13 protein-coding genes are annotated in these 16,218 nt (G+C 49.6%); 5 read left to right on the forward strand and 8 right to left on the reverse strand.

Features of this window, described 5'->3' with window-relative positions; translation table 11 throughout:
- Nucleotides 1–60 precede the first annotated feature (60 nt).
- Both ING2E5A_RS05785 and ING2E5A_RS05790 read left to right on the forward strand, forming a co-directional pair.
- Complete coding sequence (locus tag ING2E5A_RS05785) at nt 61–1,764, forward strand: cellulase family glycosylhydrolase (RefSeq protein WP_071136593.1); 1,704 nt, start codon at nt 61–63, stop codon at nt 1,762–1,764.
- An 81-nt stretch (nt 1,765–1,845) separates the two neighbouring features.
- Nucleotides 1,846–3,405 carry a glycoside hydrolase family 43 protein gene (locus ING2E5A_RS05790; protein ID WP_154670106.1) on the forward strand — a complete coding sequence of 520 codons (1,560 nt, stop codon included), beginning with the start codon at nt 1,846–1,848 and terminating at the stop codon, nt 3,403–3,405.
- 118 nt (nt 3,406–3,523) lie between these two features.
- Here ING2E5A_RS05790 and dacB read toward each other — a convergent pair whose 3' ends face one another.
- From dacB to ING2E5A_RS15285, 3 genes are all read right to left on the reverse strand, one after another.
- The gene (dacB, locus tag ING2E5A_RS05795; RefSeq protein WP_071136594.1) at nt 3,524–4,960 is read right to left on the reverse strand and encodes a D-alanyl-D-alanine carboxypeptidase/D-alanyl-D-alanine endopeptidase; all 1,437 of its coding nucleotides are present in this window, start codon (nt 4,958–4,960) and stop codon (nt 3,524–3,526) included.
- Between the two features lie 156 nt (nt 4,961–5,116).
- Complete coding sequence (locus ING2E5A_RS05800; protein WP_071136595.1) at nt 5,117–5,371, reverse strand: hypothetical protein; 255 nt, start codon at nt 5,369–5,371, stop codon at nt 5,117–5,119.
- Nucleotides 5,372–5,593: 222 nt separating this feature from the next.
- Nucleotides 5,594–5,824, reverse strand: a complete 231-nt coding sequence (locus tag ING2E5A_RS15285) for a hypothetical protein (RefSeq protein WP_154670044.1) — start codon at nt 5,822–5,824, stop codon at nt 5,594–5,596.
- Between ING2E5A_RS15285 and ING2E5A_RS05805 the strand changes: the two genes are divergently transcribed.
- Nucleotides 5,813–6,109, forward strand: coding sequence for a DUF2149 domain-containing protein (locus tag ING2E5A_RS05805; protein ID WP_071138222.1), 297 nt, complete (start codon nt 5,813–5,815; stop codon nt 6,107–6,109). The genes ING2E5A_RS15285 and ING2E5A_RS05805 overlap by 12 nt on opposite strands.
- Here ING2E5A_RS05805 and ING2E5A_RS05810 read toward each other — a convergent pair.
- Complete coding sequence (locus tag ING2E5A_RS05810; RefSeq protein WP_071136596.1) at nt 6,094–6,684, reverse strand: FKBP-type peptidyl-prolyl cis-trans isomerase; 591 nt, start codon at nt 6,682–6,684, stop codon at nt 6,094–6,096. The genes ING2E5A_RS05805 and ING2E5A_RS05810 overlap by 16 nt on opposite strands.
- Before the next feature lie 54 nt (nt 6,685–6,738).
- Nucleotides 6,739–8,280 (reverse strand): glycine--tRNA ligase, encoded by a 1,542-nt coding sequence (locus ING2E5A_RS05815; RefSeq protein ID WP_071136597.1) that lies wholly within the window; start codon nt 8,278–8,280, stop codon nt 6,739–6,741.
- A gap of 162 nt (nt 8,281–8,442) precedes the next feature.
- Between ING2E5A_RS05815 and ING2E5A_RS05820 the strand changes: the two genes are divergently transcribed.
- Nucleotides 8,443–9,954 carry a polysaccharide biosynthesis C-terminal domain-containing protein gene (locus ING2E5A_RS05820; RefSeq protein ID WP_231960451.1) on the forward strand — a complete coding sequence of 504 codons (1,512 nt, stop codon included), beginning with the start codon at nt 8,443–8,445 and terminating at the stop codon, nt 9,952–9,954.
- Between the two features lie 6 nt (nt 9,955–9,960).
- Nucleotides 9,961–12,090, forward strand: a complete 2,130-nt coding sequence (locus tag ING2E5A_RS05825; RefSeq protein ID WP_071136599.1) for a S46 family peptidase — start codon at nt 9,961–9,963, stop codon at nt 12,088–12,090.
- A 90-nt stretch (nt 12,091–12,180) separates the two neighbouring features.
- On the opposite strand, the gene ING2E5A_RS05830 is transcribed toward ING2E5A_RS05825, so the two are convergent.
- Genes ING2E5A_RS05830 through ING2E5A_RS05840 form a run of 3 tightly spaced genes read right to left on the reverse strand, consistent with a single transcriptional unit; the run spans nt 12,181 to nt 16,099 of the window.
- The gene (locus ING2E5A_RS05830) at nt 12,181–12,636 is read right to left on the reverse strand and encodes a methylglyoxal synthase (protein WP_071136600.1); all 456 of its coding nucleotides are present in this window, start codon (nt 12,634–12,636) and stop codon (nt 12,181–12,183) included.
- Between the two features lie 35 nt (nt 12,637–12,671).
- Nucleotides 12,672–14,423 carry a phospho-sugar mutase gene (locus ING2E5A_RS05835; RefSeq protein WP_071136601.1) on the reverse strand — a complete coding sequence of 584 codons (1,752 nt, stop codon included), beginning with the start codon at nt 14,421–14,423 and terminating at the stop codon, nt 12,672–12,674.
- Nucleotides 14,424–14,446: 23 nt separating this feature from the next.
- Complete coding sequence (locus tag ING2E5A_RS05840; RefSeq protein ID WP_071136602.1) at nt 14,447–16,099, reverse strand: dipeptidase; 1,653 nt, start codon at nt 16,097–16,099, stop codon at nt 14,447–14,449.
- Between the last annotated feature and the right edge of the window lie 119 nt (nt 16,100–16,218).

Below are 16,218 nucleotides of genomic sequence, written 5' to 3' on the forward strand. Positions count from 1 at the left end.
AACATTGAATCAATTAAAAGAGGGTAACTTTACACTCACTAATATTTCTGTAAAAATAGAATGATGGATCTCGTTAGGCAACATTTTATGGGAGTTTCTTTGCTCCTGGCGATTTTCTTTTACGCGACAGCCTGTTCCGGCAATGATGAGCCGGTAGTGCCGGAAATCATACCGGCCAAATCGGAGATGACTTTCTCCAAAACAGGAGGAACCGAGACACTGTCTGTAAAATCAAATGTAGCATTGGAGGTAAAAAGTAACGACGAAAGCTGGTGCCGGGTGGCACCGGCTTCATCTGCTTCGGGTGCCGTTTATAAATACACTGTTACGGTAGATGCCAATCCGGATACCGATGACCGCTCCACTACGATAACAGTGAAAGGAGGCAATATTACCCAAACCATAAACGTGGTGCAAACCGCTGCTGATGGATTGAGTATCACGCCAACTACATTCAATGATGTGGCCGGAGAGGGCACCCAAATTGAAATCACGTTGACGGCAAATGGCGCGGTTACCGTTGCCTGCAACGATAGCTGGATTACCGAAGTAACCACTCGTGCTGCTATGACGGAACAAACCTTGACCTTCAACGTGGCTGCCAACTATGGCGACCCTCGCACGGGAAGCATCACTTTCACTTTGGGAAGCCTTACGGAAACCGTAACCGTAAACCAGCTTGCCAGCAGTATCCCGAACGTTGGAATGGAGAGCGACGCCCTGGTATTGGCGGCTAAAATGTATGCGGGCTGGAATATAGGAAATACACTCGAAGCCATTGGTGGCGAGACGGCCTGGGGTAATCCCAAAGTAACCGAAGACTATATAAAGAAAATAAAAGAACTCGGCTTTAACGCTATACGTATTCCGTGTTCATGGGACCAGTATATCGAAGATGCTGAAACGTATAAAATCAAGGATAGTTGGTTGGATCGTGTAAACGAGGTCGTGGGCTATTGTGTAGCTAACGATATGTATGCCATCGTCAACATCCATTGGGATGGAGGGTGGCTGGAAAATAACTGTACACCCGACAAGCAGGAGGAAAACAACCGGAAGCAGCATGCTTTATGGACTCAGATCGCAAACAGGCTGAACCACTACGATGAACATCTGCTCTTTGCCGGCACCAACGAACCGAACGTGGATAACGCCCAGAAGATGGTCGTATTGAAATCATACCTACAGACGTTCATCGATGCGGTACGAGCCACAGGCGGAAACAATGCCGTACGCAACCTGATTGTACAAGGCCCTAATACCGATATCGACATGACCAATAATCTGTTTGGCGATATGCCGACGGATGTTGTGCCCAACCGGTTGATGCTCGAAGTGCATTATTACAATCCGTGGACATTCTGTGGTCTGACGCAGGATGAAAGCTGGGGTAGGATGGCTTACTTCTGGGGAACCCACTCTGTAACCGGATCGGATCGCAATGCCACTTCCGGTGACGAAGCAGAAATGAAATCATTGTTTGCCAAAATGAAGACGAAGTTCGTGGATAAAGGTATCCCTGTCATCCTGGGTGAGTATGGTGCTATCACGATGCGTACCGGATTGGGAGAACATCAGGAGGCACACAACAAGTCCCGCAATCTCTACGACGAAACCGTGACACGCGAAGCCAAGAATCACGGAATGGTTCCTTTCTATTGGGAGACAGGCGGAGTAGTAAATCGAAATACGGGTGAAATTAAAGACAATTATGCAATGGACGGCATTTTGAAAGGAGCCAAAGAGGGAAAATATCCTTTCTGAAACTGAGTGGAAGATACTTTCATGAAAAATAATAATTATATGAGGGCAATCAATTTAGTGAAAACTATTATTTGCATAGCGATGACCGTATGTGCTATCAACAATATGCAGGCTCAAAACGGGTATAAAAACCCTGTAATAAGGGGATTTAATCCTGATCCAAGTATTTGTAGGGTGAATGACGACTTTTATCTCGTGACCTCTTCTTTCGAATATTTCCCGGGATTGCCTATTTATCACAGTAAAGATCTGGTCAACTGGCAGCAAATAGGACATTGCCTTACTAGGGACTCCCAACTGCCATTGCATAAAGCACCTGCTTCAGCAGGCTTGTACGCGCCATCGCTACGTTATCATGAAGGGTTATTCTATGTGATCTGCACCAATGTGTCGGGGGGCGGAAATTTCTATTGTACCGCCACAGATCCTGCAGGTCCGTGGAGCGAACCTACCTGGGTAGATATAAACAGCATTGACCCAGATATCTTTTGGGACGACGATGGCAGAACCTATTTTGTGACGCAGGGAGATGAAGGAATCCGGGTTGCCGAAATCGACATAAAGACCGGTAAAATAGTGGCTCCCGAGCGTCTTGTCTGGGGAGGTATCGGCGGACGTTTCCCAGAGGCACCCCACATTTACAAAAAAGATGGTTATTATTATCTGATGCTGGGAGAGGGTGGCACAGAATACATGCACAGCGTGACCATCGGGCGGAGCAAAAATCTGTACGGCCCCTATGAATCCTGTCCGCTTAATCCGATACTTACCCATGCCAATCGTAGGGGTCAGGCCAACCGTATCCAGGGTGTAGGACATGGAGATATGGTACAGGCCGGAGATGGTTCCTGGTGGATGGTGTTTCTCGGTTTCCGGGTCACACACCAATTTGCTTATTATCATGTACTCGGACGGGAGACTTTCCTGGCGCCGGTCGACTGGCCGGCCGGGGGATGGCCGCAGGTAAACGGGAACGGCACGGTATCCCTCCGGATGGATGTGCCTACATTGCCTCTTCAGCCGTTTGAGGCGGCACCCGTTCGAACCGAATTCAATGAAGAGACGCTGGGTTTTGAATGGCAATACTTGCGCAATCCTGTTAGAGAAAATTATTCCCTGACAGAAAAGAAAGGATATTTACGGATCACCGCTTCTCCCATTACGCTAAATGAGGCCGACGCAGTTTCTATGGTATGCAGAAGACAAACAGAACACGACTTTATGGCGGCCACTTTCTTGGAATTTAATCCGTTGAAGGATAACGAAGAGGCGGGGATGACGTTGTTGCAAAATAACACGCATCATTACGACCTGTTGTTTAAAAAATCAGGGGAGCAGCGTGTCGTCCAATTACGCGTTCGTGTGGGTTCGCTATCCTATACGGTCGCCGAAAAAGCGGTGGATGGAGATAAGGTGCTCCTCAAGATAGAGGGAACCGCGAATGAGTACGCGTTCTATTTTTCCGATACGGGAAAAGAGGAATACAGGCTGTTAGGCAAACAGGATACTCGTTACTTGAGTACGGAGGTTGCTGGCGGATTCACCGGGGTTATGATCGGGTTGTATGCTTCGTCTAACGGGCAACCAAGCAACGCGAAAGCCTACTTCAACTGGTTTGATTACCTGCCTAAAGAGAGCTAATCCGGATTGTAAAGTCAATCCGGGTTGTAAAGTCGTTGATCGGATTTTTCAGGCAAGTTGGGTGGCCTATTTTGCTTGACGGTAGGGCTCGAAATACACCTGCCGTGGGATTAGGGTATTACAGCCCCAGCAGGAACTGTTCAATGGCACTCCTCACCTCGGGACGGGTGCCGTTGAACTTGTTTACCATCACGGCAAACCCGTATTGCCTGTTCCCGTCGATCAGGTATCCCGCATAACATTGAACCCCACCAATGCTTCCACTCTTGGCCATTACCTTGCCATTAAGGCGGGTAACCCGCAGGAAATTTTGCAGCGTTCCTTCTTGTCCTGCTTTAGGTAGCGATTGGAAGAAGGCCGTGGAGCAATCGCTTCGGTTGTGCATGTAAACCAGCAGGTCGGTCAAGAACCGTGCACTCACCGCGTTCTGTGGCGCCAGCCCACACCCGTCGTGCATGTGGAGCGGGGCAGTGTCCATCCCTTTTTGCTTCCAATGTTCCAAGGTTTGCTCGATCCCCTCCTCGAGGGCATCGGCATATAGGTCGCTGTTACCGTATCGACCGATGGTGCGAATCAGGTGCTCCGCGTAGTGGTTGTTGCTCTCCATGTTCACCTCACGAATGATCTCTTTCAAAGGGCGGGACACTTGGGTAAAGAGCACGTTGCCCACGCGGTAGGGAACCGGTTGCCCGCTCGAGCGATTCCGGGAAAGGTAATCCACCCGGGAGGTTTCCACTTTCACTATTCGGTATCCCGTGCGCTTCAAGTGATCAGCCAACGTTTCTCCTACCAACAGCCCGGGATCGGGAATATCCCCTTTGATGCTGAACTCGGTTCTCCCGCCCGGGATATCTCCCCGTAGCGATCGTTCGTACGAGAAGGGGACGCCGTAGATATAGCCATTATCACGGCCCGTGGTGTTGAAGGAAAGTGAATTTTGAAAGGTAAGCCCTTTAATCTCCGGTTCCGTGCGTAAGATGCGCGGGGGATTGTTCCGGTCGGTGGTATTAAATACCAGTCGATAGCTGTTATCATAAATGCTGATGCCATAGGCACCCGGCGCGTAGTAGTTACCGATATCGATCCATGTCCACTCCGGAGAAATTCCGTTATATCCAAACAAGTTATCCACCACGTAGATAGAATATTCTTTGTCTGCAGGGAGACTCTTTTTCAGCGCTTCCACCCCGTTAATAAAAAAAGCGTCGGGATTTTCCGGAAACACCTCGCTGCCCAGCGTGGGGTCGCCCGTACCGATCACCAATATCCGAGAGGGGTCATCCGCGTCGATCGCGATCTCGGTCTTGTACCGGTAGTTCTCCCCCAGTACTTCCAGGGCTGTTGCGGCGGTAATCAACTTGAGCACCGATGCCGGGGTAAGCGATTTCTCCTCGTCGTACGCGGCAATACTTTTTCCACTCTCCAACTCCACCACCGAGACACCCACCGACGCGTGTTTCAATGCCGGGTTATTGATAAATCGTTGCAACGCCGTTTGTGGATAAATAAATCCGGCTAGAAATAGGAAAAGAAGGGAAAAGATATATCTATTCATACCTACTCTTTTTCTGATTACTCTTGCTCTCCAATAGTTAAATAGTTTGAGATTATCTTGTTAATACAGATGTTATTATCGCGATCTATGTCGTAAATGATATACCACGTGGTATTCGGGTTACGACGGTAACGATGAACTTTTAATGCTTGCTGACTATAAAATACCATGTTTTTCACAAAACTTACGGGTATCCTCGACTGCTTTCTCCCAAAACTCTTCGGAGGTCATATAACCCGGTGGAGGAGTTTTGGTCGTGGTAGATGGTTGAATTCGTCTATAAGCTTCCACGGATTCTTCAACCGCGGAGATGTCACTCTCGAAGGTAACTTCATCCGGGAACTGTTTTAAATATTCCACAATCTCCCTTCCTTCGGACGATGTGATATCGATGATAACTTTTACTTTCATAATCCCCTCCTATTTTATGCCTGTGAGCTACAAGTATATGAATATCTTGCCAATGTGGCAAAGAAAATGGTCGTGAGGAAAGAAGCGGTTACTGTTTGGATTCTTGTTTGCGGGTAAATTTAATCGGCAACTTACCCATGGAAGTGTCCGCCATTCCTTTCACATCTTTCTTTTCCTTCCAGATGATTACTTTCACATTTTCTTCGACAAACACTGTAGTTGTCAGTTTATATTATGTTTTGCGGCTAATTCGCGTAAATCGGTGTCGCATAATTCACTCAGTTTATCTACTCCTTTCTCATACACCTCTTCCCAATCGTGCCATTCACCGGAAGTCTCTTCCGGCAATGGATATTTAAGTTTGACGACTCTTTTGTTTTGCAGTTCTTTCACGATCTTACGTCCGGCAGGGCGCGATACATCAATGGTTGCTATTACTTTATGGTTGCTCATTTCAAACTTATCTTATTCATTCTCATTGACGTGGCGATGGTATTTGCCGTCGCCCTGATGGTGGCGTTGGTAATGCACATGGGCATGTCGGAATTCTTCAGCGGGGAAGACTTCACGATCATAAAAAATCCCGGGAAGGACAACATGGAAATCATCACCCGGGAAGGGAATGAAATCAACAGCTACACTCCCTCCGAAGACCAGTCGTCATCGGGGCAAAAAGGGAAGCGGGTAGGGATCGAATACGAGTTGGAGAACGGCGAGATTATTTACGTGCCGGAATAACCCTGTTGCCGCACGATATCCACCAGTTCAATTTCGAATGCCAGGGTGGTATAGGGGCGGATAGTGCCACTTTGGCTTGCCCCGTAGCCCATGTTCCAAGGAATCCAAATCTCCCATTTGTCGCCCACCTCCATGTGTTGGAGAGCGGTACTGAAGCCGTCGATCAGTTCGTTGCCCACATTGAAGGTTCGGGGAATATTGTTCCCGACTCCGTTGTTGTCGGCAGTCGAGTCAAAGATCACCTTGTTCCTGACAAGGTTTCCATCACCGTCGATGTAGGTATCCTCCCGGTTCCAGTCATTCTTGTACCAACCGGTATACCGCACACTTACCGTGTCGGAAAAATAGGGTCTCTCTCCCGTATTCCCGTCAACCAGCTCCTTGTACATGATATGACCGTTTGCAGACTGCGATGTGATCTTGGTGTAGGCGGGGTCTGCGGTGATCTTGGCAAACTGGGCTTCGTTGGCCAGCTTGTAGGCTTCGTCGATGGGATCCTCATCGTCGTTGCAGGAGATGAGGAGACAGGCGGCAAACAGCCCTAACAAAAGATATAGTTTTGTCTTCATTTTCATTTTTCTGGACTTTTATCTCAATGGGTACGAATCGGCCATGGCCAGACCAATTGATCAGGCTAGTTTTTTCAGTAACTGTTTTATATCGGTCTTGAGTGAGATCTCTTTTTCAATTTCGTCGATGGTGACCCGTTTCTGCTCCATCGTATCCCGGTCGCGCACCGTAACGGTATTGTCGGCCAGCGTCTGGTGGTCGATGGTGACACAGTAGGGAGTGCCAATGGCATCCTGACGGCGGTAACGCCTTCCGATGCTGTCCTTCTCGTCGTACTGGCAGGCGAAACTGAACTTCAACGCATTCATGATCTCGGTTGCTTTTTCCGGCAATCCATCTTTTTTCACCAGGGGCAATACGGCCAGTTTCACGGGCGCAAGGGCTGCCGGAATCTTCAGTACCACGCGGGTTTCTCCTCCCTCCAGCTGCTCTTCGCAATAGGCGCTGCTGATTACTGAAAGGAACATCCTGTCCACGCCGATGGAGGTCTCCACTACGTAGGGGACGTAGGAGGTGTTGAGCTCCGGATCAAAGTACTGCATCTTCTTGCCCGAGTATTTTTCGTGTTGACTCAGGTCGAAATCGGTGCGGGAGTGGATACCTTCCACCTCCTTGAACCCGAAGGGCATGCGAAACTCGATATCGGTAGCGGCATTGGCGTAGTGCGCCAGCTTGTCGTGATCGTGGTACTGATAATTCTCATCCCCGAAACCGAGAGCCTTGTGCCATTTCAGCCGCTCTTGCTTCCAGTATTCAAACCATTGGAGTTCGGTGCCCGGAGCGACAAAAAACTGCATCTCCATCTGTTCGAACTCACGCATGCGGAAGATAAACTGCCGGGCCACAATCTCGTTGCGGAAGGCTTTGCCGATCTGTGCGATGCCGAAGGGAATCTTCATCCTTCCGGTTTTCTGCACGTTGAGGAAGTTGACGAAAATACCCTGTGCCGTTTCGGGGCGAAGGTATACCTTCATGGCGCCGTCGGCGGTTGATCCCATCTCGGTGGCGAACATCAGGTTGAACTGACGTACCTCCGTCCAGTTCCTGGTACCGCTTATCGGGCAGGCGATCTCGCAATCGACGATGATTTGACGCAGCTCCTCGAGATTGCCATCGTTCAATGCCTTGGCAAACCGGGCATGAACCTCGTCCCGTCTCTTCTGGTTCTCCAATACCCGGGGATTGGTCTGGCGAAACATTGTTTCGTCGAAGCTCTCGCCAAATCTGCGGGCTGCCTTTTCAACCTCCTTGTCGATCTTCTCGTCGATTCGGGCCAGGTACTCTTCAATCAATACATCGGCCCGGTATCGTTTCTTGCTATCCTTGTTGTCAATCAGCGGATCGTTGAAAGCATCCACGTGTCCCGAAGCTTTCCAGATGGTAGGGTGCATAAAGATGGCGGAATCGATCCCAACCACGTTCTCATGCAGCAGGGTCATGCTGTCCCACCAATATTTTTTGATGTTGTTTTTCAGTTCAACGCCCAGTTGTCCGTAATCGTATACAGCCCCCAGGCCGTCATAGATTTCACTTGAGGGAAAAACAAAACCGTACTCTTTGCAGTGCGATACAATCTTCTTAAAAACGTCTTCTTGTGCCATAAATCAGATTTCCTCAATAAAGCTACAAAGTAAACGGTTTTTTTCGAAATTAGGAACCTTATGCCATTTAAAAGATGTATAATTATGGTTCAAGCGGACAAACGAAAACCTAATTTTATGTACATTTGCTGGAACTTTCAAAAAAATGATATGTCGGGTGGAATGAAAACCCTTGCCAGGGAGACTGTAATCTATGGCGGCACTACCATAATCCAGCGGTCGTTGAGTTGGTTTTTGGCGCTTTTTTGGACCTATTACCTGCCTTCACAGGCGGATATGGGGATTGTGAACAACTTCTACGCCTGGATTGCGTTGTTTCTGGTCATCTTGATCTACGGTCTGGAGACCGGTTTTTTCCGGTTTGCCAACAAGCAGGAGGAGAGTCCCGACAAGGTCTTTTCCACTGCCATTACCAGTCTGAGCGCTACGACGCTTCTGTTTGTCGCCCTGACGCTACTCTTCCTGTACCCGGTTTCCCGTGGATTGAACATGGGGGAGAAGCCGCACTATATTGTGATGATGGTTTTCATTATCGCGCTCGATGTCTTTGGAGCCATCCCTTTTGCCTACCTGCGGTATAAAAATCGTCCGGTCAGGTTTGCGGCCATCAAGCTCTCCAATATTGTCATCACGATCTTGTTGAACCTCTTTTTCTTCCTCGTGATGCCATTGCTTGACGCCAGGTACCCCGGTGCGTTCGGCTGGTACCGGATTGAGAATAGTGTGGAGTATATCCTGATTGCAAATTTGGTCGCCTCTTTCGTCCAGACGTTGCTGGTCTTTTCGCAGGTCAGGATCAGGTACCAGTGGGGAGGGTTACCCCTGTTGAAGCGGATGTTACAATACTCCTTGCCGCTGCTGATCCTGGGTGTTGCCGGGATATTGAACCAGAATGCCGCCATTATTCTTTTCCCTGAAATCTATCCCGACGCCACTCCCGGGAAACTGGAGGCTTATCGGGAACTCGGAATCTACAGTGCTTCAATGAAGATTGCGATCATCCTGATCGTGATGACACAGGCGTTCCGATATGCTTTCGAACCGTTTATCTTTGCAAAAAGCAACGATGGCGGAGACAACAAGAGGGCTTATGCCGATGTCACCCGCTATTTCATAATTTTCGGCCTCTTTGTGGTACTGGCTGTCATGGGGTATATGGATATCATCAAGTACCTGATAAAGTCGACCTATCACGCAGGGCTGACCGTGGTGCCGATCGTCATGATGGGTGAACTCTTTTTTGGTGTCTATTTCAACCTCTCGTTGTGGTATAAACTGACCGACAAGACGCAATGGGGAGCCTACATGTCGCTCATGGGGCTGGTAATCACCTTGGCAATCAATATCCTGTTTATCCCCTCATACAGCTATATGGCTTGCGCCTGGGCATCATTCTTTGCCAATCTGGTAATGATGATCGTCTCCTACCTGCTGGGTCAGAAACACTATCCGATTAAGTACGACCTGAAATATGCTGCCCTCTTCTTCTCGGTTTCAATGCTCTTCCTGGCGGTGATACTGCTGGGGTTCATATATGTGGAAAATATTTGGATACGTTTGACTGTCAATACGATATTGATTGTTGCATACGTGGTTCTTGCGCTTAAGAAGGGATTCCCGGCAGGAATATTGGGCCGGGCACCGGTCATTGGAAAATTTATTAATATTAAATAGTTGATTATGAGAAAATTATTCTTGTTTTTCCTCCTTTCTCTTATTGCGGTCTCTTGGGTGAAAGCCGATGAAGGCATGTGGCTCTTGAAAGAGCTGAACAGAGAAAGTGTGGCGCGAATGAAAGAGCTGGGATTCACCTTCCCGGTCAATAAACTCTATGACGAGAAAAATGCTTCGCTGAAGGATGCCGTGGTGATATTCGGTGGCGGATGTTCGGGCGTGGCGGTATCGGACAAGGGGCTGATATTCACCAACCATCACTGCGGATATGGGGCCATCCAGAAACTGAGCTCGGTTGAGGCAGACTACCTGAAGAACGGGTTCAAGGCCGACAATCAGCAACAGGAGTTGTATGCCGATGGGCTGACCGTCTCTTTCCTGCGCAGCATGGAGGAGGTGACTGACCAGATCCTGCCGAAGGTCCCGATGGTGCTGAGCGAGGTGCAACGTGAACAGGCGATCGACTCAATTTCGGACGAACTGCTCCGGCAATATGACAACGATCCCTTTACATCTGCACGGATCATTCCCTTTTATTCGGGAAACAAATATTACAAGGTGGTCTACGATGTCTTCCGCGATATCCGGTTGGTGGTTACCCCGCCATCGTCGGTGGGAAAGTATGGCGGCGATACCGACAACTGGATGTGGCCCCGCCACACGGGCGACTTCTCGGTGTTCCGCGTCTATGCCGACAGGAACAACAAGCCTGCCAAGTATAGTGTCGATAACGTACCGTACAGGCCAAAGTATGTGGTGCCGGTCTCCTTGGGAGGCGTGAAGGAGGGCGATTATGCCATGACCATCGGTTACCCGGGAAGTACACAACGTTATCTCTCCTCGTTCGGGATAGCACAACAGATGGAATCGGAGAACAAGCCCCGCATCGAGGTACGCGGAGCCAAACAGGATATCTGGTGGGATGCCATGACAAAGAATGACACCATCCGGTTGAAATATGCCAACAAGTATGCAGGAAGCTCCAACTACTGGAAAAACTCGATGGGAATGAACGAAGCGCTCGTGAAACTCGACGTGCTGGCGCAGAAGCGGCAATTGGAGAAACGGTTGTCGGACTGGATCAACAGCAACGAGAAAAACCGGGCGAAATATGGTCATCTGCTGAAAACTCTGGAAGAGACCTACACCGGCTCCACCGATCTGGCCCGTTATACTACCTACTTCCTGGAGACCTTCAATAATGGGATTGAGCTGATCCGTTTTGCAAATACCATCCTCCAGTTCGACATGGACGGGACGGAAGAGGACAAGAGCGAGTTTATCAACGACAGGATCATCGAGTCGTACAAGAATTATGAACCCAAACTCGACCGGAAAGTGTTGCCTGTATTGATGCGACTTTACGAGCAGAGGGTCCCGGCGGAGTATCTGCCCGATATCTACAATAAGATCAAGACGGAATTTGACGGGGATTACGACAAGTATGCCGACTGGTTATTTGCAAATTCGCAGTTTACCAATCTTCCCGACTTGATGAAGCTGCTGAAGAATGTAGATACGGAGACGTTGGTACAAGATCCGGCAATGGAGCTGGCCTTGTCCACAAAGGATATGGGTTACGAGATCACGGAACGGATGATGTCGGCCTACGAGAACATGATGCGGGGTGAACGGGAACTGATGGCTGCCCTGATGGAGATGGATTCGAAAAAGAACTTCTACCCCGATGCAACATTCACGCAACGGATGAGCTACGGTTCGGTGAAAGGCTACAAGCCACGCGACGGGGTATGGTACGACTACTATACTACCGAAAAGGGTGTGCTGGAGAAATATCGTGAGAACGACCCCGAGTTTCACCTGGAGCCAAAGATTATCGAGGCCCTCAAAAAGAGGGATTTTGGAAGATATGGAGCCAAGGATGGAACGATGCGGGTGAACTTCCTCTCCGATAACGACATTACCGGTGGTAATTCGGGAAGTCCCGTATTTAACGGTAAGGCCGAACTGATCGGTCTGGCATTCGACGGAAACTGGGAAGCGTTGAGCGGCGACATTGTCTTCGAACCGGAGATGCAGCGTACCATCAGCGTGGATATCCGTTACGTGCTTTACACGATCGACAAGATCATGGAGGCGCCGCATATCGTGCGTGAATTGAATATTGTAAAGTAACGAACGTCCCCTTAATATAAAGAGAAAAACCGGACGATCCACGATCGTCCGGTTTCCATTTCGTTGAGTCCGGTCTGTTTCCGGACTTATTTATTCCGGTTTATTCCGGTCGAACTTTCTGTAGAGGGGTTCCATCGGCTTGTAGGTCTCATCGTCCCACAACGTGCTGGTGATCATCAGGTCGGCACTGTACCGGTTGCAGGCGATCGGCACATTGTGGATACGGCATTGACGCAGCAACATCATGATGTCGGCCTCGTGCGGTTGCGCATTCAGGTCGTCAATCAGGAAAACAGCCATATCGATCTCCTTGCGTACCACCATGGCGGCAATCTCAGCATCACCACCCATCGGTCCGGAATTCATGCAGGTGATTTCGGGAAAGACTCCCTCCCTGTTCAATGCTTCACGAACCAACTTGCCGGTTGTTCCCGTGCAGACCAGGTGATGCTCCGCCAGAAAGTCGGAATTGTAAATTACCCAGTCGACCATGTCTGCTTTTCGGTGATCGTGAGCCACCAGGGCAATGGTCAGTTTCTTTCTCATTTCAATTTTTGTTTAGCGGTTATTGTTCAATCTCGTCAAATTCCGAAGAACTCCCTCACGGCTTTTATCTTTTCATCCGCCTCTGCTTCGGCCTGCCTGAGATCTTTGCGTGAAGTGACGGGGCCACCCTGCGCTTCGATGTAGAACTTGATCTTGGGTTCGGTTCCGGAGGGACGGACAGATACTTTGGTGCCGTCTTCGGTAAAGTATTGCAACACGTTGGAGGTGGTGGGCATCTCGAGCGTGGTTACCTCCTCCTTGACATAATCCACACTTTCGAGCTTCACGAAATCCTTCGACAAGACAACGGGAGATCCCGCCAGCTGCTTAATGGGGTTTGCCCTGAAGTTCCTCATCATGGCTTCAATCTCGTCGGCACCCTCTTTCCCTTTACGTACCAGCGAAATCCCCACCTCCTTGGAGTAACCGTACTCCACATAGATGTCCTGTAGCAACTGATAGACCGTTTTTCCGTTATCCCGGGCCCAGGCGGCAACCTCGGCAAAGAGGGTACAAGCCGATACCGAATCCTTGTCGCGCACGAAATCGTCGGCCAGGAAACCGTAACTCTCTTCACCGCCACCAATATACTTTTTCTTGCCCTCGTTTTTGCGGATCACGTCGGCAATCCACTTGAATCCGGTGTAGCAGTCGAATATCTCGATTCCCATCTTGTCGGCGATCTTTCTTACCAGTTCACTGGTGACAATCGTCTTGACGACAAACTCCCTCCCATTGAGCAAGCCATACTCCTTGCGGCGGGTCATCAGGTAGTAAACGAGGATGATCATCATCTGATTACCGTTGACCAGAACGAAATTGCCTTCGTCGTCGCGGATGGCCGCACCGATCCTGTCGGCATCGGGATCCGTGGCCAGTACGATATCGGCACCGGTCTCGATTCCTTTTCTTATGGCCAGATCAAGTGCCGCCGGCTCTTCGGGGTTGGGCGAGACTACTGTCGGGAAGTCGCCGCTTGTGATATCCTGTTCGGGCACATGGATGATATTGGTGAAACCGATCGCCTTCAAGGCATCGGGCACAAGTTTGCTTCCCGTTCCGTGGATCGGGGTGTAGACTATCTTGAGATCTTTCTGGTTCTCGATGGCCTGGGGCGAGAGGACAAAACTCTTCACCGTCTCGATAAAGGCCCTGTCCATATCTTTACCGATAATCTCGATCAACTCCTTGTTTCCGTTGAACTTGATCTCCTCGATAGAGGAGATCCGGTTTACCTCGGCGATGATGTTCTTGTCGTGCGGACCAAGTACCTGGGCACCGTCTTCCCAATAGGCCTTGTAACCGTTATACTCTTTGGGATTGTGTGATGCGGTGATCATGATTCCACTCTGGCAGCCAAGCTTGCGTATGGCAAATGAAACCTCCGGAGTGGGGCGTAAATCTTCAAAGAGGAATACCTTGATTCCGTTGGCAGTAAAGATGTCGGCTGCTATCTCGGCAAATTTGCGACTGTTGTTCCGGCAATCGTGGCCAATGACCACCTTGATCTGCTCCAGGTCGGCGAACTCCTGCAGCAGGTAGTTCGACAATCCCTGTGTAGCTGCACCTACGGTGTAGATGTTCATCCGGTTGGTGCCGGCCCCCATGATGCCCCGTAGACCTCCAGTTCCAAACTCAAGATCCTTGTAGAAAGCATCAATCAACGGCCGCTTGTCTTCGTTCTGCAGCAATTGCCTTACCTCTCTCTTCGTCTCTTCGTCGTAATTGCCATCCAGCCACGACTGGGCTTTACTGGTTACCTGAGCTAATAATGTTTCTTTATCCATATGATGATATGATGATAGTTTGTTCAATTTCCTTGTTTCCCAATCGGTTGAACTTTATATTTCTCGCCGGTCTGATCGATAACCTTCTTGTAGAATTCTTTTGAGTAACCCGGTCGAGTGGGTGATGCGGGTTGTCCGTACGGGTTCCGTTTGAATTGGCCGTTCTCTTCTTTCTTGATGACACCATCCACATACTTGACCAGCAAGTATTGGCCCAGTTTCTTCCACTCCTGAAGGCCCTCCTTTACCAGCGTGTTGGTGTGGTTGGTGAGAAAACGGACAGCCTCCTCGGGCGATTGGTTGTACAAATTTAGCGCTTTCTTTTCAATATCGGGCTGTATTTCCCTGAAATTGTTCTCCAGTCTCTGCTGTACCTTCTGCATGTCGGCGCTCATGTCGCTGTATCGGGTATAGACCATGTTCGATACCCAGTTGTGTATCCAGAAGGCCGATGTTTCGGAATAGGTCAGCAGATCGCCATTGCCCACCGCCATCTCTTCAGGCACGTCGGTATGACCGCAGTAAACCGGATAGTAGACAGTCTGGGCGGCATCGTCGACGCCGAACCAGAGCACTCCGCCAACAGGTGCCGGTAGCCATGACCGCATCTGGGCGACAAAAGAGAAGCCGGTCTGTTGCGTGGCGATCGGTCGCTCGTTGCAGTACTCCACCGAATCCACCTCGAAGGTAAGGGGCGACCAGCGATAGGGGGAGTTGAAGGGACCTGCTCCCACGTCGAAACGCCAGTCGAGCTCCGTCTCCTCATAATGATCGCGCATCAATGCCTGGACATCCTCTACCGAGAGTTTCCTGTCGGGTTTGACGTAAAGCGGCATAGGGTCGGTTGTCTTGCCCTGTGCATAAGTCACATATTTGGCCATATCCTTGTTCACCCGGTTGAAGAACGACCATACGCGTGCTTCGCAGAAACGGAGCGCGCCAAAGTCGAGCGGCGCATAAGCCTGGGCAAAGCTGAAGTCGGCATCCTTTCCCGAAAAGTACCCCTGTTTTCGGGCAAACGAGATCACATCGGGCGAGTAGAGACAGTTTTCGGGATCGTTCAGCGGAAATTGCTGGATTCGAGCCTGGTTGGCGTGAGCCGATACACAATCGTCGGGGATGCGTACGGCAACCCAAACGGCGCCCTTGTTCCCGACACCCTTGCCGATCATCTCCATAACCCAGATCTCGTTAGGATCGGCAATCGAGAATGACTCTCCTGAACTGTAGTATCCATATTCGGCTACCAGATCGGTCATGATCCTTATCGCTTCGCGCGCACTCCTGGCCCGTTGCAGGGTAATATAGATCAAACTTCCGTAGTCGAGGATTCCGGTAGAGTCGCTCAATTCGGGACGACCTCCAAAGGTGGTCTCGCCGATAGCCACCTGATGTTCATTCATGTTGCCAATTACATTATATGTCTTGGGGACCTGTGGAATTTCACCCAGATATTTTCCCGTATCCCACTCATACACCTTCAACATTGTGCCGGGAGCGTGATTGGCGGCTTTCCAGTGGTAAAGCTCACCATAGAGACTGTAGGAGTCGGCCGAATAGGAGATAAAGGTAGAGCCGTCAACCGACGCCTTCTTGCCTATGAGAAAATTTGTACAGGGATAGGCTACAAACGCTGTCGCCAGATAAACAGCAGCGATGAAGAGGAATCTTTTCATATTTTTTCTGTGAATTGTTGATATTTATTTGATGTAAAGATAATTCAAAAACCGCAAAAAAGCCTGCTCACTCCGGCAATATTTCTCTAAATTCTTCGAAATCGTTTGATTAAGATTGA

Source organism: Petrimonas mucosa, from assembly GCF_900095795.1.
GTDB lineage: Bacteria > Bacteroidota > Bacteroidia > Bacteroidales > Dysgonomonadaceae > Petrimonas > Petrimonas mucosa.

Coding starts and splice junctions, on each gene's coding strand:
- ING2E5A_RS05835 (WP_071136601.1), bottom strand. CDS start 14,423: ATGGATAAAGAAACATTATTAGCTCAGGTAACCAGTAAAGCCCAGTCG.
- ING2E5A_RS05810 (WP_071136596.1), bottom strand. CDS start 6,684: ATGAAAATGAAGACAAAACTATATCTTTTGTTAGGGCTGTTTGCCGCC.
- ING2E5A_RS05800 (WP_071136595.1), bottom strand. CDS start 5,371: ATGAAAGTAAAAGTTATCATCGATATCACATCGTCCGAAGGAAGGGAG.
- ING2E5A_RS05815 (WP_071136597.1), bottom strand. CDS start 8,280: ATGGCACAAGAAGACGTTTTTAAGAAGATTGTATCGCACTGCAAAGAG.
- ING2E5A_RS05785 (WP_071136593.1), top strand. CDS start 61: ATGATGGATCTCGTTAGGCAACATTTTATGGGAGTTTCTTTGCTCCTG.
- ING2E5A_RS05830 (WP_071136600.1), bottom strand. CDS start 12,636: ATGAGAAAGAAACTGACCATTGCCCTGGTGGCTCACGATCACCGAAAA.
- ING2E5A_RS05840 (WP_071136602.1), bottom strand. CDS start 16,099: ATGAAAAGATTCCTCTTCATCGCTGCTGTTTATCTGGCGACAGCGTTT.
- ING2E5A_RS05825 (WP_071136599.1), top strand. CDS start 9,961: ATGAGAAAATTATTCTTGTTTTTCCTCCTTTCTCTTATTGCGGTCTCT.
- ING2E5A_RS05790 (WP_154670106.1), top strand. CDS start 1,846: ATGACCGTATGTGCTATCAACAATATGCAGGCTCAAAACGGGTATAAA.
- ING2E5A_RS05805 (WP_071138222.1), top strand. CDS start 5,813: ATGGTTGCTCATTTCAAACTTATCTTATTCATTCTCATTGACGTGGCG.
- ING2E5A_RS15285 (WP_154670044.1), bottom strand. CDS start 5,824: ATGAGCAACCATAAAGTAATAGCAACCATTGATGTATCGCGCCCTGCC.
- dacB (WP_071136594.1), bottom strand. CDS start 4,960: ATGAATAGATATATCTTTTCCCTTCTTTTCCTATTTCTAGCCGGATTT.
- ING2E5A_RS05820 (WP_231960451.1), top strand. CDS start 8,443: ATGAAAACCCTTGCCAGGGAGACTGTAATCTATGGCGGCACTACCATA.